General features: G+C 61.1%; 18 protein-coding genes and 1 tRNA gene. 15 read left to right on the top strand and 4 right to left on the bottom strand.

From position 1 onward, the window contains the following. Positions 1 to 87: 87 nt before the first annotated feature. From AC3WRD_RS02420 to AC3WRD_RS02400, 5 genes are all read left to right on the top strand, one after another. Entirely contained in the window at positions 88 to 648 is a 561-nt protein-coding gene (locus tag AC3WRD_RS02420; RefSeq protein ID WP_085733396.1) for a YbhB/YbcL family Raf kinase inhibitor-like protein, read from the top strand. Between the two features lie 88 nt (positions 649 to 736). Next, a complete protein-coding gene (locus AC3WRD_RS02415) occupies positions 737 to 2,428 on the top strand; it encodes a vWA domain-containing protein (RefSeq protein ID WP_102620627.1) in 1,692 nt (563 codons plus the stop codon). Positions 2,429 to 2,457: 29 nt separating this feature from the next. Beyond that, positions 2,458 to 3,039, top strand: coding sequence for an RNA polymerase sigma factor (locus AC3WRD_RS02410; protein WP_173861335.1), 582 nt, complete (start codon positions 2,458 to 2,460; stop codon positions 3,037 to 3,039). Continuing rightward, positions 3,036 to 3,647: a hypothetical protein gene (locus tag AC3WRD_RS02405; RefSeq protein ID WP_102620556.1), complete on the top strand. Its 612-nt coding sequence runs from the start codon at positions 3,036 to 3,038 to the stop codon at positions 3,645 to 3,647. The genes AC3WRD_RS02410 and AC3WRD_RS02405 overlap by 4 nt, the downstream gene beginning before the upstream one ends. A 20-nt stretch (positions 3,648 to 3,667) precedes the next feature. After that, positions 3,668 to 3,937 (top strand): hypothetical protein, encoded by a 270-nt coding sequence (locus AC3WRD_RS02400; RefSeq protein WP_219737388.1) that lies wholly within the window; start codon positions 3,668 to 3,670, stop codon positions 3,935 to 3,937. A gap of 66 nt (positions 3,938 to 4,003) precedes the next feature. On the opposite strand, the gene AC3WRD_RS02395 is transcribed toward AC3WRD_RS02400, so the two are convergent. Next, positions 4,004 to 4,080: transfer RNA gene (locus tag AC3WRD_RS02395), tRNA-Arg, on the bottom strand. A 445-nt stretch (positions 4,081 to 4,525) separates the two neighbouring features. On the opposite strand from AC3WRD_RS02395, the gene gabD reads away from it, so the two are divergent. The 3 genes from gabD (at position 4,526) to AC3WRD_RS02380 (ending at position 8,784) form a co-directional block, all read left to right on the top strand. Beyond that, positions 4,526 to 5,968 (top strand): NADP-dependent succinate-semialdehyde dehydrogenase, encoded by a 1,443-nt coding sequence (gene gabD, locus AC3WRD_RS02390; protein ID WP_085712649.1) that lies wholly within the window; start codon positions 4,526 to 4,528, stop codon positions 5,966 to 5,968. A 185-nt stretch (positions 5,969 to 6,153) separates the two neighbouring features. Continuing rightward, a complete protein-coding gene (gene gabT / locus AC3WRD_RS02385) occupies positions 6,154 to 7,431 on the top strand; it encodes a 4-aminobutyrate--2-oxoglutarate transaminase (RefSeq protein WP_007957613.1) in 1,278 nt (425 codons plus the stop codon). Between the two features lie 141 nt (positions 7,432 to 7,572). Further along, a complete protein-coding gene (locus tag AC3WRD_RS02380) occupies positions 7,573 to 8,784 on the top strand; it encodes a response regulator (protein WP_102620557.1) in 1,212 nt (403 codons plus the stop codon). A gap of 25 nt (positions 8,785 to 8,809) precedes the next feature. Here the strand turns inward: AC3WRD_RS02380 and AC3WRD_RS02375 are convergent, their stop codons facing one another. Together AC3WRD_RS02375 and desA are read right to left on the bottom strand one after the other, a co-directional pair. After that, complete coding sequence (locus tag AC3WRD_RS02375; protein ID WP_102620558.1) at positions 8,810 to 9,799, bottom strand: GGDEF domain-containing protein; 990 nt, start codon at positions 9,797 to 9,799, stop codon at positions 8,810 to 8,812. A gap of 145 nt (positions 9,800 to 9,944) precedes the next feature. Beyond that, complete coding sequence (gene desA, locus AC3WRD_RS02370; RefSeq protein WP_096821858.1) at positions 9,945 to 11,129, bottom strand: delta-9 fatty acid desaturase DesA; 1,185 nt, start codon at positions 11,127 to 11,129, stop codon at positions 9,945 to 9,947. A gap of 146 nt (positions 11,130 to 11,275) precedes the next feature. Between desA and dibA the strand changes: the two genes are divergently transcribed. The 6 genes from dibA (at position 11,276) to AC3WRD_RS02340 (ending at position 17,482) form a co-directional block, all read left to right on the top strand. After that, positions 11,276 to 13,195 (top strand): phosphodiesterase DibA, encoded by a 1,920-nt coding sequence (dibA, locus tag AC3WRD_RS02365; RefSeq protein ID WP_096821859.1) that lies wholly within the window; start codon positions 11,276 to 11,278, stop codon positions 13,193 to 13,195. A 190-nt stretch (positions 13,196 to 13,385) separates the two neighbouring features. After that, positions 13,386 to 13,568 (top strand): sulfur starvation response protein OscA, encoded by a 183-nt coding sequence (gene oscA, locus AC3WRD_RS02360; RefSeq protein ID WP_085733386.1) that lies wholly within the window; start codon positions 13,386 to 13,388, stop codon positions 13,566 to 13,568. Between the two features lie 132 nt (positions 13,569 to 13,700). Next, the gene (locus AC3WRD_RS02355; protein WP_096821860.1) at positions 13,701 to 14,714 is read left to right on the top strand and encodes a sulfate ABC transporter substrate-binding protein; all 1,014 of its coding nucleotides are present in this window, start codon (positions 13,701 to 13,703) and stop codon (positions 14,712 to 14,714) included. A gap of 70 nt (positions 14,715 to 14,784) precedes the next feature. Continuing rightward, the gene (gene cysT, locus AC3WRD_RS02350) at positions 14,785 to 15,603 is read left to right on the top strand and encodes a sulfate ABC transporter permease subunit CysT (protein ID WP_007952818.1); all 819 of its coding nucleotides are present in this window, start codon (positions 14,785 to 14,787) and stop codon (positions 15,601 to 15,603) included. Between the two features lie 13 nt (positions 15,604 to 15,616). Continuing rightward, entirely contained in the window at positions 15,617 to 16,489 is an 873-nt protein-coding gene (cysW, locus tag AC3WRD_RS02345) for a sulfate ABC transporter permease subunit CysW (protein WP_064361637.1), read from the top strand. Between the two features lie 3 nt (positions 16,490 to 16,492). Beyond that, on the top strand, positions 16,493 to 17,482 hold the full coding sequence (locus tag AC3WRD_RS02340; RefSeq protein WP_102620559.1) for a sulfate/molybdate ABC transporter ATP-binding protein: 990 nt from the start codon (positions 16,493 to 16,495) through the stop codon (positions 17,480 to 17,482). 84 nt (positions 17,483 to 17,566) lie between these two features. Here AC3WRD_RS02340 and AC3WRD_RS02335 read toward each other — a convergent pair whose 3' ends face one another. Then, positions 17,567 to 18,091 carry an Mpo1 family 2-hydroxy fatty acid dioxygenase gene (locus AC3WRD_RS02335; RefSeq protein ID WP_102620560.1) on the bottom strand — a complete coding sequence of 175 codons (525 nt, stop codon included), beginning with the start codon at positions 18,089 to 18,091 and terminating at the stop codon, positions 17,567 to 17,569. 85 nt (positions 18,092 to 18,176) lie between these two features. On the opposite strand from AC3WRD_RS02335, the gene AC3WRD_RS02330 reads away from it, so the two are divergent. Further along, a complete protein-coding gene (locus AC3WRD_RS02330; protein ID WP_102620561.1) occupies positions 18,177 to 18,860 on the top strand; it encodes a Crp/Fnr family transcriptional regulator in 684 nt (227 codons plus the stop codon). Positions 18,861 to 18,871: the final 11 nt, after the last annotated feature.

Below are 18,871 nucleotides of genomic sequence, written 5' to 3'. Positions count from 1 at the left end.
GGGCGTCATTTGCCACTGCCACGGCACGAACGGTACAGCTATAGTCTGCAGGCCGAAGACGGCCCAACTGCACAAGGTGCTCCCGGAATGACCCGATTGACCTCTCTCAACCCTTGGCTGGCGGCCGTTGCCGTCGCCCTTTGCGTGCAGTTTCCGGCGCAAGCCCAGGAGCGCTTCACCCTCAGCATTCCCGGTGTTTCGGACAACCGTCTGTTCACTGCGGCGGCAGCCAGTGACGCCGCCGGTTGCGGCGGCAAGAACCAGTCGCCGGCGTTGAGCTGGAACGCCGGCCCGGCCGCGACCCAGAGCTACGCCATCGTGATGCACGATCCGGACGGCCAGAAAGGCCTGGGCGTCGATCACTGGGTTCACTACGGCATCAAGGCCACGACCCGGCAGATCCCGGCCGGCATTGGCACCAAGCCGACCTTCGAAGGCCTGGGGGGCACCAACAGCAAAGGCACGACCACTTATGTCGGCCCATGCCCGCCGACTGGCGACAGTGCGCACCACTACATCATTCAGATCTACGCCCTGGACCTGGCCCCCGACGCCTTGCCGGCCGGCCTGACTCGCGCACAGCTGCTGGAGAAAATCAAAGGCCATGTGCTGCGCAACAGCAGTGCAGTGCGGCGTTATCACCGCTGAAAAAAAATTTCGGCGGCGTTTAACCCGAACTGAAAGGGCTGTCCGTCTCAGAGGTTGAATGGATCAATTCTTCCTCGAGGTCAGCCCCATGTCTCTTCCTTCGATGCTTCTGCGACCCCTTGCTGCCGGTGTGCTGTTGGCCGTCGCCGGTTGCGGCATTTCCTCCAGTCCGGAATCCGCCGCCGTGCCGCCACCGGCACAGCTCCCCTCGAAACCCGTGGTGCAGCAAGAAGTGGTCATGGCCGATCACTCCTTGGCCAAGCGCAGCGCGCTGGCGGTGCCGATGGCCAGTTTTGCACCGATGCCGGCCGGGGAAAGTTATCCACAGGACTATCGCGCCGAGCCGCGTGAGCAATACGAAACCCTGGCGGATAATCCGATCCACAGCGTTGCCGAAACGCCCGTTTCGACCTTCAGTGCCGATGTGGATACTGGCGCCTACGCCAATGTCCGCCGTCTGCTCAATCAGGGACGCCTGCCGCCGGAAGGCGCGGTGCGGCTGGAGGAGATGGTCAATTACTTTCCGTATGACTATGCGTTGCCCACTGACGGATCGCCGTTCGGCGTAACCACCGAACTGGCCGCTTCGCCGTGGAACCCGCACACCCGCCTGCTGCGCATCGGTATCAAGGCGTCCGACCGTTCAGTAGCGGAACTGGCCCCGGCCAACCTGGTGTTTCTGGTGGACGTATCTGGCTCGATGGATCGTCGCGAAGGGCTGCCGCTGGTCAAAAGCACCCTGAAGCTTCTGGTCGATCAACTGCGCGAACAGGATCGCGTGTCGCTGGTGGTGTATGCCGGCGAATCACGAGTCGTGCTGGAACCGACTTCCGGACGGGAAAAGGCGAAAATTCGCACAGCCATCGAGCAGTTGACGGCGGGAGGCTCGACCGCAGGCGCCTCCGGCATCGAACTGGCCTATCAATTGGCACAACAAGCCTTCATCCCCAAAGGCATCAACCGCATCCTGTTGGCCACCGACGGTGACTTCAATGTCGGCGTCAGCGACTTCGACAGCCTCAAGCAAATGGCTGTGGATAAACGCAAGACCGGGATTTCCCTGACCACCCTGGGTTTTGGTGTGGATAACTACAATGAACATCTGATGGAACAACTGGCGGATGCCGGCGACGGTAATTACGCCTACATCGACAATCTGCGTGAAGCGCGCAAGGTGTTGGTGGATCAGCTCGGTTCGACCCTCGCCGTGGTGGCGAAAAACGTCAAATTGCAGGTGGAATTCAACCCGGCGCAGGTCAGCGAATACCGGCTGCTCGGCTACGAAAACCGCGCGCTCAAGCGTGAGGATTTCAGCAATGACAAGGTCGATGCCGGTGAGATCGGCGCGGGACACACAGTGACGGCGTTGTACGAAATTGTCCCCGCAGGCGAGAAGGGCTGGCTGGAACCGCTGCGTTACGGAAAAACCGATGCAGTGGTTTCTGAAAAGAAAGGAGAACTGGCAATGCTGCGTGTGAGATATCAAAAGCCTGAAGGTGGGAAAAGTCTGCTGATCGAGCGTCCAATTACCAATCAAGTCGCGCCGGCCAGCGAGGATCTGCGATTTGCCGCCGCCGTTGCCGCGTTTTCCCAGCAGCTCAAGGATGGCCGCTATACCGGTGATTTCAGCCTCAAGGACACCGAAGCGTTGGCCCGAGGTGCCCGTGGCGATGACCGCTTCGGCCTGCGCAACGAGTTCGTGCAACTGGTGGAACTGGCGCAGAGCCTGCGGACTTCGACCGCCTCCAACACGATGCCGACCGAGCGACGGATTGAATAGTGAGCCGCCTCAAAGGCTTCATCACACAACTGTTTGCCTCCGCAGACAGCCTTGAGGCCAGCAGCGACGAATCGCTGCTGGCCCGTTATCGCGAGGGCGACGGCAAGGCGTTCGAGATCCTGTACGCCCGCCATCGCCAGAGTCTTTACCGGTTTCTGCTCGGGTTGAGCGGCAAACCGGAACTGGCCGAAGAGGTGTATCAGGAAACGTGGCTGAGCCTGATCCGCAGCAGCAGTCAGCCACAAGGCCGGGCGACTTTTCGTACCTGGCTGTTCCAGATTGCCCGCAACCGTCTGATCGATCACTGGCGCAAGCATGGCGCCCATCAACCGCTGCATGACAGTTACGACGAACAGGCCCATGCGGTCAGTGACGATGCGAGCGACCCGGAGCAACTGCTGAGCCTCAGCCGCGACAGCCAACGCCTGGACAGCGCCCTGCAAACCTTGCCCGCCGACCAGCGCGAAGTGTTCCTGCTGCGCGCCCACGGCGACCTCGACCTGGCGCAAATCGCCAGCCTCACCGAAACACCGCTGGAAACCGTCAAGAGCCGCTTGCGCTACGCCCAGCAAAAATTGCGTCGGCTGCTGGCCGAGGAGGTACTGACATGACGGACACCCGCCAGACACCCGAAGAGCAACTGCTCAAGCATTACCGCGAGCAACAGACCGGCGAACCGCCGGCAAATCTCGACGCGTTGATTCTCAGCGCCGCGCATCGCCAGATCCCGGCACCGAAACCGAACCTGTGGCAACGCTGGATCAAGGCCTGCCAGACACCGCGCTATCAGGTGGCTTTCGCCAGTCTGGTCGGCATCGCGCTGATGCTGTCGCTGGTGCATCGCGCGCCGGAACCCGTGGCTCATTACGATTTCGCCCCAGCCGCCAAACCTGCTGCGCCAATGGCTCGTAAAGAGGCCAGCGAATCCCGGACATTATCAGCACCCGCTGGCGCGTTATCCGCACCTGCGCCTGCGCCGATGGCGGAAATGGCTGCGCCGATGCAAAGCGAATCGATCAGCGCCGACAGCGCGGACGAAGCCAAAGTCAGCAAGCGCGCTGCCGCCCCGGCCAATGGCCTCGACGAGCAACTGCGCGAAGTCCTGCGCCTGCGCGAATCCGGTCAATCACAGGCTGCCGATACCCTGTACAACAATCTGCACAAGCGTTACCCGAGCGTGAATCTGGACCTGCGCCTCGAACAAATCCGCCAGAACTGACCGGGTGAACTCTCAGCCATTTGGCATTGCCCCGCAAAAACGCGCACTATCAGGCCATTGCCGATGCGCTGGAGGATGCCGTGGCCCAAAAAATCGACCGCATCGCCCAAATGCTCAACTGCCCGGTGAAGGGTGAGGAACTGCGGCGAGCAGTGACCGAGAGTCGCAAGGAGTTTCTTCTGGCGAAACAGGCAGAAGAGGATCTGGAGGAAGACGTTCTTGATGATGAGTTGATCGAGGACGACGAAGACGATGATGAATATGACGAGTTTGACTGGACGACGGAGTGAGTCGCCAATCAGCACCCACAAAAAAGCCCCAGACCTTACGGCCTGAGGCTTTTTCGTTTCTGTTCATGGCGCACCAGGCGGGATTCGAACCCACGACCCCTGCCTTCGGAGGGCAGTACTCTATCCAGCTGAGCTACTGGTGCAGCGGGCGACATCATACCTAGGTCGGCTCGGGGCGTCCATGCCGGGTTTTGGCGCTTATTGTCAGTGCGCGTGTCGGTCGAAAGCGCTGCATTCCATAAAGCTGTAACGTCCTGCAAAAGGCTCGCTTGGCGCTTTGGCGGGACTGAACTAAGGTTTCGTTGCGGCGCAGGCTGGTTTGCTCGTTGATCTGAAAAATCCGGCAAAAGCGGCGTTTTTGTTCTTTTTTTCGAACGACCTATTGTCCTTTACCCCCTTTGATCCTACGATCCGTTTGAGATTTCAAACGCTCTTTGATCGGGTGCCGAGCCGCACGTGTTTGCAACCGTGCACACTTCAGGTGCTTCAGCCCGGTGAATGATTTCCCTGACGGCAGCCTTGCGAGGCGCCTTTCTACAATCATAATTTTGCTCCGCGCTGGCCGCGGTGCTGTTAAGGAAAGCCGACATGCAGCTTAAAGACACCCAGTTGTTCCGCCAGCAAGCCTTCATCGATGGCGCTTGGGTCGACGCGGACAACGGTCAGACGATCAAGGTCAACAACCCGGCCACTGGCGAAATCCTGGGCACCGTGCCGAAGATGGGCGCTGCCGAAACCCGCCGTGCCATCGAAGCCGCCGACAAGGCGCTGCCGGCCTGGCGTGCACTGACCGCCAAGGAGCGTGCAGGCAAGCTGCGTCGCTGGTTCGAACTGATCATCGAGAACCAGGAAGACCTGGCTCGCCTGATGACCCTTGAGCAGGGCAAGCCACTGGCCGAAGCCAAGGGCGAGATCGTTTACGCCGCTTCGTTCATCGAGTGGTTCGCCGAAGAAGCCAAGCGCATCTACGGCGACGTGATTCCGGGCCACCAGCCTGACAAGCGCCTGATCGTGATCAAGCAGCCGATCGGCGTGACCGCCGCCATCACCCCGTGGAACTTCCCGGCGGCGATGATCACCCGTAAAGCAGGCCCGGCCCTGGCTGCCGGTTGCACCATGGTGCTCAAGCCTGCTTCGCAAACCCCGTTCTCCGCATTCGCTCTGGCCGAACTGGCCCAGCGCGCCGGCATCCCTAAAGGCGTGTTCAGCGTGGTGTCCGGCAGCGCCGGCGACATCGGCAGCGAGCTGACCAGCAACCCGATCGTGCGCAAACTGTCCTTCACCGGTTCGACCGAAATCGGTCGTCAGCTGATGTCGGAATGCGCCAAGGACATCAAGAAAGTCTCGCTGGAACTGGGCGGCAACGCACCGTTCATCGTGTTCGACGACGCGGACCTGGATAAGGCCGTCGAAGGCGCGATCATTTCCAAGTATCGCAACAACGGCCAGACCTGCGTCTGCGCCAACCGTCTGTACATTCAGGATTCGGTCTACGACGCCTTCGCCGAGAAGCTGAAAGCGGCCGTCGCCAAACTGAAGATCGGCAACGGTCTGGAAGATGGCACCACCACTGGCCCGCTGATCGACGAGAAAGCTGTGGCCAAGGTGCAAGAGCACATCGCTGACGCCGTTGCCAAAGGCGCAACCGTGCTGGCCGGTGGCAAGCAGATGGAAGGCAACTTCTTCGAACCGACCATCCTGACCAACGTGCCGAAAAACGCTGCGGTGGCCAAGGAAGAAACCTTCGGTCCGCTGGCGCCGCTGTTCCGCTTCAAAGACGAAGCCGAAGTGATCGCGATGTCGAACGACACCGAGTTCGGTCTGGCTTCCTACTTCTACGCTCGTGACCTGGGCCGTGTGTTCCGTGTGGCTGAAGCCCTGGAATACGGCATGGTCGGCGTGAACACCGGGCTGATCTCCAACGAAGTCGCGCCGTTCGGCGGCATCAAGGCCTCGGGCCTGGGCCGTGAAGGCTCCAAGTACGGCATCGAAGATTACCTGGAAATCAAATACCTCTGCCTGGGCATCTAAGCCGAGAAAGGGATCGCTGCAAACGCAAAGGGCACGAGAGCGCTGTCCCTTTGCGTCGTTTCAAACCGGAATTTTCTCTGCGGCCGGGAACGCCGTGGCAGTCGATCATCGCATGCTGCCACCGCCGATTCCTCCCGCTTAATCCTTGAACCACGCCGCCCGATGAGCGGTGAATGAGGACTGTAATGAGCAAGACTAACGCTGAACTGATGGCCCGTCGTACCGCAGCTGTTCCACGTGGTGTTGGCCAGATCCACCCGATTTTTGCCGAGTCCGCGAAGAACGCGACCGTGACCGACGTTGAAGGTCGCGAGTTCATTGACTTCGCCGGCGGTATCGCCGTGCTGAACACCGGCCACGTGCACCCGAAAATCATCGCCGCCGTGACCGAACAGCTGAACAAGCTGACTCACACCTGCTTCCAGGTACTGGCCTACGAGCCATACGTTGAGCTGTGCGAAAAAATCAACGCTCGCGTACCGGGTGACTTCGCCAAGAAAACCCTGCTGGTGACCACCGGTTCCGAAGCCGTTGAAAACGCCGTGAAGATCGCCCGTGCTGCCACTGGCCGTGCTGGCGTGATCGCTTTCACCGGCGCATACCACGGTCGCACCATGATGACCCTGGGCCTGACCGGTAAAGTCGTGCCTTACTCGGCCGGCATGGGCCTGATGCCAGGCGGCATCTTCCGCGCGCTGTACCCGAACGAACTGCACGGCGTGAGCATCGACGACTCGATCGCTTCCATCGAACGCATCTTCAAGAACGACGCCGAGCCGAAAGACATCGCCGCGATCATCATCGAGCCTGTGCAGGGTGAAGGTGGTTTCTACGTCGCGCCGAAGGAATTCATGAAGCGTCTGCGTGCCCTGTGCGACCAGCACGGCATCCTGCTGATCGCTGACGAAGTGCAGACCGGCGCTGGCCGTACCGGTACTTTCTTCGCCATGGAACAGATGGGCGTTGCCGCCGACCTGACCACCTTCGCCAAATCCATCGCTGGCGGCTTCCCGCTGGCTGGTGTCTGCGGCAAGGCCGAATACATGGACGCCATCGCGCCAGGCGGCCTGGGCGGCACCTACGCCGGTAGCCCGATCGCTTGCGCCGCGGCCCTGGCCGTGATGGAAGTGTTCGAAGAAGAAAAACTGCTGGACCGCTGCAAGGCTGTCGGCGAGCGTCTGGTAACCGGCCTGAAGGCCATCCAGGCCAAGTACCCGGTGATCGGCGAAGTCCGTGCCCTGGGCGCCATGATTGCCGTCGAGCTGTTCGAAAACGGCGACAGTCACAAGCCAAACCCGACCGCAGTCGCTGCCGTCGTGGCCAAGGCGCGTGACAAGGGCCTGATCCTGCTGTCCTGCGGCACCTACGGCAACGTTCTGCGCGTCCTGGTACCGCTGACCTCGCCGGACGAGCAACTGGACAAAGGCCTGGCGATCATCGAAGAGTGCTTCTCGGAGCTGTAAGCCCGGGCACTGTGTGATCGGATCGACAAAAAACCCGCTTCGGCGGGTTTTTTTACGCTTGCTGAAACACATACCCCGCATTCGAGCTGTATCGAAACGCCAGCATTGGCTAAGGTTCAAGCATTGCAAGGGAGGGCGAGCATGCCTGCCGTCGAATTACCCGCTGTACCCCGAGTCCTGATTGCCGAGGCGGACCCATGGTCTCGTGACCTGCTCAAACAGGTTTTGCTCAACGTGCGCTGCGATGCGCGGCTGGATCTGTGCGCCGATGGCCAGGAGGCGATGACGCTGCTCAGCGAAGTCCCCTATGACCTGGCGATCGTCGACTGGGAGCTGCCCGGTGTCGACGGTTTGAATGTGTTGCGCAGTGTCCGCCAGCGCAAACGCAATCCGCCGCTGCCGTTCATTCTGATGAGCAGCCGCAACGACAGCGCCAGTGTGCGCGAAGCCCTGCCATTGGCGCCGACGGCCTATCTGGCCAAACCCCTGAACATGGAAAGCCTGACCGAGCGTTTGCAGGGGCTGCTGCTCAATGCCGGCGAGGAAGTGTTCTGCGAAGTGCCTGCACTGGCGCCGGGCATGACCCTGTCGGTGTTCCTCGAGCGTCGCCGCGAGCAGGCCGACGGCGCACCGTTGATGACCGACGTACAGGTGGCGGTCAAACGCAGCCTCAACCCCAACGGGCTGGATCTGAAGCTGCTGGAAGAGGAAGTCCGCACCGACCCGCAGATCACCGCCGTGTTGATCGCCGCAGCCAACAGTGCCGCTCAGCATCACGGTGCGGCGGTGCAGACCCTGGCTCAGGCGCTGCATCGCCTGGGCACCGGCCAAAGCATGAACCTGATCCTCGGCCTGGCCCTCAAGCGCAGCGCCAGACTCAGCGATCCATGCCTGGCGGACTACGCGGAGCGCTATTGGGGCCTGTCGCTACACACCGCTGAATACGCGCGTACCCTGGCGCGTCTGCTCGATCTGGATCAGGAACGCTGCTATTGCGCCGGGATGCTCCATCGTCTCGGCGATCTGGCGTTGCTGCGTTGTTTGCAGGAGTGGAAGCAGGCCGGCGGCGAGCTGGATGAACTGGAGGAAGTCGGCGATGCGCTGGCGGAATTCGGTGCGGCGTACGGCTCGGCGTTGCGTACTCGCTGGCGTTTGCCGCTGGAGTTGCGCGAGTTGATTGCATCCGTCTACCAGCTCGGTGGCGGGGTGTACTCCCGCGAAGCGCTGGTGATGAACATGGCGGCGCAAATGGCGCGACTGACCGAGCACGAGGGCGTCGAGGAGCTGGCTAAGAGTCGCACGGCGCGCTTGCTCAAGATCGGGCTGCCGGAGCTGATGCGGATGCGCAAATAGCGCTTGTTCCGCATCAGCGCTGTGTTCAGCCGGAAATGATCCGGTTCTTGCCCTGACGCTTGGCCTCGTACATCGCCGCATCGGCTCGGGCGAACAGGTCGTCGAGGCTTTCGTCTTCCGGGGTGAGGCTGGTGAGGCCCTGGCTGACGGTGATGCCGAAGGCCTGTTCACCGTGGCTGAAGCTCAGACGCTGGATTTCCTGTTGCAGGCGCTCGGCCACCTGCATCGCCATGTCCGGCGCGCAGCCCGGAAAAACCGCAGCAAATTCCTCACCGCCAATCCGTCCGAACAGATCCCCCCGACGCAACGAGGCGCGGCCACTTTCGGCGATTCGTTGCAGCACGTGGTCGCCTTCCGGGTGGCCGTAGGTATCGTTGATCACTTTGAAGTCATCGATGTCCAGCAACAGAAACGCCAGTGGCGCACCCTGCAAACGGGCTTCTTCAAACTCGCGGTTGGCGCATTCGAAGAAGTGTCGACGGTTGCTGCTTTGGGTCAGCACGTCGGTGGTGGCCAGGCGTTGCAGCTCGGTTTCCATCTGTTTTTTCTCGGTGATGTCTTCGGCGATGCCGACGATGATCACCGGTTGTCCCGGTTCTTCCTGGCGGTTGATGAAGCACTTGTCGCTGATCCAGCGCACCTGACCGTCGGCGTCGATGATCCGGTATTCGCGGTCTTCCACGGCGCCTTTGTGCAGCACTTCGGCGAGGCTGCGTTCGGCGTATTCCAGATCCTCGGGGTAGATGCTGTCGCGCCACTGGTTATGGTCGGCGAGCAACAGGGCGGCCGAACGGCCGAAAATCCGTTCATAGGCGGGGCTGACGTAGAGCACCTGACGGGTTTCCCAGTTGAAGGCCCAAAGCACGGCGTTGACGCTGACCAGCAGCGAGCTGAACAGCTGTTCGCGTTCGCTCAGGCGCGCCACTTCGCCCTGGGCGTGCATCAGCGCCATCAGGGTTTGTGCGGCCTCTGGCCACTGGGGAAGGGATGAGTCTTTTTGATTGTTGTTGACCATCGACACGGATCTCAAAGGGCGTGCCGATCAGTCGACAACGGCCACGGGACAGCCCGCCGGGGGTGGCGAAGTGTCTTTGAGATAGGGGATCGGGGGTGAAGTTCCGAAGGGTGCGCCCCGGAACCGGGCGCACCGATCAACGGCATCAGACGGCGGCGGGGCGCAGCGAGTAGGTTTTCAACTGGTCGGCGAATTCGCGCAGGGACTGGATACCGCTGGCCTCGGCCTCGTGTACCCATTCCTTGATGGCCGCGAGCATGTCGTGGCCATTTGCGCTGGTCTTGACCCAGATCTGCTGCAGGGCCAGACGTTTCTCGTAAATTACCTTCAGCGCCTGGCTGTGCTCGAGCATGTTCTGGATGCGCGCGTGGTGGCGATCCTCCAGCAGGCTGGTTTCACGGGAAAGCAGACGCTTGGCGCGGTGGAACTGATGGCGTACCGAATGATCGACCTTGTCCAGCTCCTGCTTGACCAGCGGCCCGATCACCAGCTTGCGGTACTGGGCCATGATCTGGAAGCGGTTGTTGAGGATCGCCATGGCGGTGTCCATGTCCAGGCTGCCCTTGCCTTCGACGCGGTGGGCGATCGGCGCAACGCGCTGCACCTTGGCCAGACGCAGGAAGCTGAAGACCTGGATCCAGGCCCAACCGAGGTCGAACTCCCACTTCTTGACCGACAGTTTGGCCGAGTTGGGGTAGGTGTGATGGTTGTTGTGCAGCTCTTCGCCGCCGATCAGGATGCCCCATGGCACCAGATTGGTCGCGGCATCGCGGCATTCGAAGTTGCGGTAGCCGATGGCATGGCCGAGACCATTGACCACGCCGGCGGCCCAGACCGGAATCCACATCATCTGGATCGCCCAGATGGTGATGCCGATGGTGCCGAACAGCAGCAGGTCGACGACCGCCATGATTGCAATGCCCAGCAACCGGTGGCGGCTGTAGAGGTTGCGCTCGATCCAGTCTTCCGGGCAGTTCTTGCCATAGATGCGCAGGGTCTCGGCGTTCTGCGCTTCCTCGCGGTACAGCTCGGCGCCTTTGCGCAGCACTGTCGACAGACCCTTGACGACCGGGCTGTGCGGGTCATCGACGGTTTCGCATTTGGCGTGGTGTTTGCGGTGGATGGCCGTCCACTCGCGGGTGTTCTGCGCCGTGGTCAGCCACAGCCAGAAACGGAAGAAATGCTTCAGGCCAGCATTCAGCTCCAGGGAGCGATGGGCCGAGTAGCGGTGCAAGTAGACCGTGACGGCAACGATCGTCACATGGGTCATCAGCAGGGTGACGGCGACCAGTGACCAGGCCGACAAGCCAAGAAAACCTTCGTACCACATAGGCTATAGGGCCCTCGATAAAGAAAAAACAGCCGTTGCATTATCACCAAGCACACAGATAAAACCAGTCGCCCTTTCAGATAAGAGATGGCTGGATGTTTCTTGACCTATAATCCCGACATTTTTGTAGGGACATGGACGGCCGAATGTCTGCCTCATACCGCGATGCCTTGCGTGCAGCGCTGCTTTACTTGGTCCTTGCCGTTGTCTGGCTGCAAGGCATTGGCTATTTATTGAACAGTTTCTTCGATAGCTCTGATGAGTTGCTGCGTTGGCAACTGATCAACGGCTATGCCTTTGTGGTGTTCAGCGCCGGTTTGATCTTTCTTGCCCGGGCGCGCCTGTTCGAGTGCCTGGGCATTGGTGCCCGGTTGCGCGAACGCCAGGCGGATCGCGAACGCCTGCGTCAGGCTGCGGCGGTGTTCGACTGCACCCGCGAAGGCGTGCTGGTCACGGATCGGCAGGGGCTGATCGTGCACGTCAATCGCGCCTTCATGGAAATCACCGGTTATCAGCGTGAAGAAGTCATTGGCCAGCAGCCCAGCCTGTTCAAGTCCGGGCACCATCCTCCGGGGTTCTATCAGGCGATGTTCGCCACATTGCAGGCGCAGGATGAATGGAGCGGCGAGATCTGGAACCGTCGTAAAAGCGGCGAGATTTATCCGCAATGGCAGACGATCCGCGTCATTCGGGACGAAGACGGTCGGCTCAGCCACTACGTCGCGGTGTTTTCCGATATCAGCGCGATCAAGGATTCCGAGCATGAACTCAAGCACCTGGCCCACCACGATCCGCTGACCGATCTGCCCAATCGCCTGCTGTTCAGCGATCGCGCCGAACAGGCGCTGGCGTCGGCGCAGACCCACAAGCGCGGCTGTGCGCTGCTGATGATCGATCTGGACCACTTCAAACTGATCAACGACAGCCTCGGCCACAACATCGGTGACCGCTTGCTCAAGGCGGTCGCCGCGCGTTTGCAGGCGCTGTTCGGCTCTGGCATCACCCTGGCGCGGCTGGGTGGTGATGAATTCGCAGTATTGGCGGAAAGTTGTCCACAGCCTGCGCAGGCGGCGGCGCTGGCCCAACGCATTCTCGATGCGCTCAAGGAGCCGTTCTGCCTCGACGGTCATGAACTGTTCATCAACGCCAGCCTCGGCATCAGTCTGTTTCCCAGCGATGCGTTGAGCGCCGAACAGCTGTTGCGCAACGCCGATGCGGCGCTGTTCAAGGCCAAGAGCAGCGGCCGCAACGGCTACGCGCTGTACACCGAAGAACTCACCGCCCACGCCCAGCAGCGGGTCGAGATCGCCTTCGAACTGCGCCGTGCGCTGGAGCAGCAAGAACTGCGGGTTTACTACCAACCGGTGCACGACCTGAAAACCAGCCGCCTGATCGGCGTCGAGGCGCTGGTGCGCTGGGAGCATCCGCAGCGGGGGCTGGTGTCGCCGGCGGAGTTCATCCCGATTGCCGAGCGCACCGGGATGATCTCGGAAATCGACGCTTGGGTCATGCAGCAAGCCTGCCGGCAGATGTGCCAATGGCAGCAGGCCGGGGTCGTGCTGTCGTTTGTCGCGGTGAACGTGTCGTCGCGGCTGTTCGCCCGCCGCGAGCTTTATCAACAGGTGGCGCAAGTGCTGCACGACACCGGGCTGGACCCGGCCTATCTGGAACTGGAAGTTACCGAAAGCGCGGTGATGGACGATCCGGAAGTCGCGCTGGAACAGATGCATCGTCTGCGCGAGCTGGGCATTCGCCTGGCCATCGATGACTTTGGCACCGGTTATTCGTCGCTGCTGCGGCTCAAGCGCCTGCCGGTGCAGAAACTCAAGATCGATCAGGGCTTCGTCGCCGGCCTGCCGTGGGACGAGGACGACGCGGCGATCGTCCGGGTGATCATCGCCCTGGCGCGCAGCATGGGCATGCAGGTACATGCCGAGGGCATCGAGCAGGCCGAGCAGGCGGCGTTCCTGCTGGAGCAGGCCTGCGATCTGGGGCAGGGCTACTGGTTCGGGCGGCCGGTGCCCGAAGCTCAAATCGACTGGACCCGAGCGCCGGCAATCGGCTGACGGTTGTGCACAGCGGGTTTGTAATCGGGCAAATCCGCCGCAAACCCTTGCTGCATCACATAATGTTTTCCAGTTATATAAACATTCTTAAATAGTCTTTTTAAGAATATCCGCGCCTCTCTTATATTGCTCCCACGCCGAACGCAGTGCCGCCCACTGCCAGGCATATCCCATACAAAGGAGCAGCACCATGAGCGCATCCCTGCGTAGCGTTGACGGTCAGGACGAAACCACCATCTTGCGCGAAATCCAGAGCGCCTTGCGCGACCTGCGTTTCGGCGCGGTGGAAATCACTGTGCACAACGCCCAAGTGGTCCAGATCGAACGCAAAGAGAAATTCCGTCTGCAGCAACCGGGTAACAAACCGGCCTGATTCGTAGTCTGCGGCAGCTCCTGCGGGGAGCTGTTGGCAGAAGCTGCCACAGGCTGCGGTCGTTGAATGAGCAACCCGATTCCAGCAATACATAAGAAAAAGCCACCACCAAGAATTCCAGGAGCTTTCACCATGTCGTCGATTCGCCGTTACGCTTTGGCCGCCCTGGCCAGCGCTGTGTTTGCCGGTTCCGCGGTTGCCAAGGATTACGAACTGCTCAACGTTTCGTATGACCCGACGCGCGAGCTGTATCAGGATTACAACGCCGAATTCGTGAAGTACTGGCAGGCAGAGCATGCCGGCGACACCGTGAAAATCCAGCAATCCCACGGCGGTTCGGGCAAGCAGGGCCGTGCGGTGATCGACGGTCTGCGCGCCGACGTCGTGACCCTGGCCCTGGCCGGCGACATCGACGAAATCGCCAAGCTCGGCAAGACCCTGCCGGCCGACTGGCAGAAGCGTCTGCCGGACGCCAGCACCCCGTACACCTCGACTATCGTGTTCCTGGTGCGCAAGGGCAACCCGAAAGGCATCAAGGACTGGGGCGACCTGGTCAAGAACGACGTCTCGGTGATCACTCCGAACCCTAAAACCTCCGGCGGTGCGCGCTGGAACTTCCTCGCGGCATGGGCCTACGGCCTGAAAGCCAACGGCGGCAACGAAGCGAAAGCCAAGGAGTACGTCCAAACCCTGTTCAAGCACGTTCCGGTTCTGGACACCGGCGCCCGTGGCTCGACCATCACCTTCGTCAACAACGGTCAGGGTGACGTGTTGCTGGCCTGGGAAAACGAAGCCTTCCTGGCGCTGAAAGAAGACGGCGGCAAGGATAAGTTCGACATCGTCGTGCCTTCGCTGTCGATCCTCGCCGAACCACCGGTGGCGGTGGTCGACAAGAACGCCGAGAAAAAGGGCAACGAGCAGATCGCCGAAGCCTACCTCAAGCACCTGTACAGCCCGGCCGGCCAGGAAATCGCGGCGAAGAACTTCTACCGCCCGCGTGACAAGGACGTGGCTGCCAAGTACGCCCAGCAGTTCCCGAAACTGGAACTGGTGACCATCGACAAGGACTTCGGCGGCTGGAAAACCGCGCAGCCGAAATTCTTCAACGACGGTGGCGTGTTCGACCAGATCTATCAGGCGCAGTAAGTTTCAATAGCCTAAAACGAGCCCCGGATTTATGTTCGGGGCTTTGCGCGTTCTCAAACCAAGGACTTTTATGTCGCGTCGTATCTCCCCCGTCATACCCGGCTTCGGGCTGACGCTGGGCTACACCTTGGTGTACCTCAGCCTGATTGTGCTTATCCCGCTGGCGGCGATGTTCGTCCACGCCGCCCAACTCACCTGGGATCAGTTCTGGACGATCATCTCCGCGCCCCGCGTTCTCGCCGCACTGAAGCTGAGCTTCGGCACTGCGCTGTGCGCCGCGATCATCAACGGCATCATCGGCACGTTGCTGGCCTGGGTGCTGGTGCGCTACACGTTCCCGGGGCGCAAGGTGATCGACGCGATGATCGATCTGCCGTTCGCCCTGCCGACCGCAGTGGCCGGTATCGCGCTCACTGCGTTGTACACGCCGACCGGGCTGGTCGGGCAGTTCGCCGCCGACCTCGGTTTCAAGATTGCCTACACCCCGCTCGGGATTACCCTGGCGCTGACCTTCGTGACCCTGCCGTTCGTGGTGCGCACGGTGCAGCCGGTGCTGGCTGACATTCCGCGTGAAGTCGAAGAAGCGGCGGCGTGCCTCGGTGCCAAGCCGTTGCAGGTGTTCCGCCACATCCTGCTGCCAGCATTGTTGCCAGCCTGGCTGACCGGTTTTGCCCTGGCGTTCGCCCGGGGCGTCGGCGAGTACGGTTCGGTGATTTTCATCGCCGGCAACATGCCGATGAAAACCGAGATCCTGCCGCTGCTGATCATGGTCAAGCTCGACCAGTACGACTACACCGGCGCTACCTCCATCGGCGTGCTGATGCTGGTGGTTTCCTTCGTCCTGTTGCTGCTGATCAACTTGCTGCAGCGGCGCATCGAAACCCCATAAGGAGGCGCGAACCATGTCCCAATCGTCTATTGCGGCCGCTTCCTCGGCCAACGCCGCCCGCCGTGGCAGCGCCACTTCGCGCAGAATCCTGATCGGCCTCGGCTGGCTGATTTTCTTCCTGTTTCTGCTGTTGCCGCTGTTCATCGTGGTGTCGCAGGGTTTGAAGAACGGCCTCGGTGCGTTCTTCACCGCGATCTTTGAACCGGATGCCTTGTCGGCGCTGAAACTCACGGTGATCGCCGTGCTGATTTCGGTGCCGCTGAACCTGGTGTTCGGTGTCAGCGCCGCGTGGTGCGTGAGCAAATACTCGTTCCGTGGCAAGAGTATGCTGGTGACGCTGATCGACCTGCCGTTCTCGGTGTCGCCGGTGATCGCAGGTCTGGTCTATGTGTTGATGTTCGGCGCCCAGGGCCTGTTCGGGCCGTGGCTGCAGGATCACGACATCCAGATCGTCTTCGCCCTGCCGGGCATCGTGCTGGCGACGATCTTCGTCACCGTGCCGTTCGTGGCCCGTGAGCTGATCCCGCTGATGCAGGAACAAGGCACTCAGGAAGAGGAAGCCGCGCGTCTGCTCGGCGCCAATGGCTGGCAGATGTTCTGGCACGTGACCGTCCCCAACATCAAATGGGGCCTGATCTATGGCGTGGTGCTGTGTACCGCGCGGGCCATGGGTGAGTTCGGTGCGGTGTCGGTGGTTTCCGGGCACATTCGCGGGGTGACCAACACCTTGCCGCTGCACGTCGAGATCCTCTACAACGAATACAACCACGTGGCCGCGTTCGCCGTGGCGAGCCTGTTGCTGATCCTGGCGCTCTTCATCCTGCTGCTCAAGCAGTGGAGCGAAAACCGTATCAACCGCCTGCGCGCCAGCGCCGCGGAGGAATAATTCATGTCGATCGAAGTGCGTAACGTCAGCAAGAATTTCAACGCGTTCAAGGCGCTGGACAACATCAGCCTGGACATCCACAGCGGCGAGCTGGTGGCGCTGCTCGGTCCGTCCGGCTGCGGCAAGACCACCTTGCTGCGCATTATTGCCGGTCTGGAAACCCCGGATAACGGCAACATCGTGTTCCACGGCGAAGACGTTTCCGGCCACGACGTGCGGGATCGCAACGTCGGTTTCGTGTTCCAGCACTACGCCCTGTTCCGCCACATGACGGTGTTCGACAACGTCGCATTCGGCCTGCGCATGAAGCCGAAAAACCAGCGCCCGAGCGAAAGCCAGATCGCGACCAAGGTTCACGAGCTGCTGAACATGGTGCAACTGGACTGGTTGTCGGATCGTTATCCGGAGCAACTGTCTGGCGGCCAGCGTCAGCGTATCGCTTTGGCTCGCGCCCTGGCGGTAGAACCGAAAGTGCTGCTGCTCGACGAGCCGTTCGGTGCCCTCGACGCCAAGGTGCGTAAAGAGCTGCGCCGCTGGCTGGCGCGCCTGCACGAAGACATCAACCTGACCTCGGTGTTCGTGACCCACGACCAGGAAGAGGCGATGGAAGTGGCTGACCGCATCGTGGTGATGAACAAGGGTGTGATTGAGCAGATTGGCTCACCGGGCGATGTCTACGAAAACCCGGCCAGCGATTTCGTCTATCACTTCCTCGGCGATTCGAACCGTCTGCATCTGGGTGATGACAACCACGTGCTGTTCCGTCCGCACGAAGTGTCGCTGTCGCGGCATGAGCTGGAGGATCACCACGCCGCTGAAGTTCGCGATATCCGGCCGCTGGGCGCGACCACGCGGGTGACGTTGAAGGTTGAAGGTCAGACGGATCTGATCGAGGCGGAAGTGGTGAAAGACCACGACAGCCTGACCGGGTTGGCGAAGGGGGAGACGTTGTTCTTCAAGCCGAAGGTTTGGCAGAAAGTCGCCAACGTTTGATCTTGCGCGTTCCCACGCTCTGCGTGGGAACGCCGCGGGATGCATTCCCACGCAGAGCGTGGGAACGAGCGAATCAGCCTGTATTCAGACAGCCGCACGATTCGGATTGACCCGCACCACACCCGCCCTCGCTTCAATCTGCTCTTTCAGCTCATGACGCATCCCGAGCATGAACGCCAACTCGGCCACCACAAACAGCGGCCCGACAATCAACCCGCTCAAGTCATCGACGAACGCCGGTTTGCGCCCTTCATAGTGGTGCCCGACAAACTGTATCACCCAGCCAATCACGAACATCGCCAGACCGCTGCTGAGCCAGACCATGGTGCTCTGCTGTGCCAATACATGCCCGGCCCAGACGGAAAGCCCCATCAGCACCGTCATCAACACACCGAGTTTCACTTCCAGTCGCAGGTAAAACCACGCCGAGGCCAGCGCCAAGATAACGGCAGGCGAAATCCACAATCCGCCCACCGACCATTCCGGCCGCGACAACAGCACGGCCACCGCCACCACAATCAGCGGAATCCCGATAAAGTGGCTGGCGATGTTGCGCGGGTCACGGTGGTAAGCGGCGTATTGACTCAAATGATCGACGAGGCTTTTCATTGTTGTTCCTCCTGTAGGGTGATCGAATCATGCCCCGGGTAAACGGTTCGCTCTGTCAGGCAGGCGACAATCTTTAGGAGAACGCATGGATAAGGTCTGGCGCGAGCGCCTGCTGACCGGGCAATGGTTCAGTCATCTGCCTTCGTCCTTTCAGGATAGTCTGCTGGCGACGGCCAAGGAGCGGCGGCTGGCGGCGGGGCAGCGGCTGTTCCAGCGCGGCGATGCGCCATGCGGGTTGTACGCGGTGCTCGACGGCGCAGTGCGCATCGGTGCGGTCAGCGAGCAGGGCAAGGAGGCATTGCTGAGCCTGGTGGAGGCGCCGCACTGGTTCGGCGAAATCTGCTTGTTCGACGGTCAGCCACGCACCCACGATGCTTATGCGGTCGGGCCTTGCACCCTGCTGAACATTCCTCAGGCCACGCTACTGAAGCTGCTCGACGAACACCCCGTTTACTGGCGGCATCTGGCCTTGCTGATGAGCCACAAACTGCGTCTGACCTTCATCAACCTTGAACAGCTGAGCCTGCTGCCGGCCCCGGCGCGTCTGGCTCATCGCTTGCTGATGATCGCCGAAGGCTACGGCGAACTCGATCCGCCACGCCGGGTGCTGCAACTGCCTCAGGAGCAACTGGCATCGATGCTGTCGCTGTCGCGCCAGACCACCAACCAGATCCTCAAGGAGCTGCAGGGGCAGGGGATTATCGGCTTGAGTTATGGCGAAATCGAAATCCTCGACGCCACGCGATTGCGCGCGCTGGCGACACTCTGATCGCTACCGAT

The organism is Pseudomonas sp. FW215-R2 (assembly GCF_058789255.1).
The sequence above is the reverse complement of the archived record's forward strand: the minus strand, read 5'-3'. Positions and strand labels throughout refer to the sequence as shown.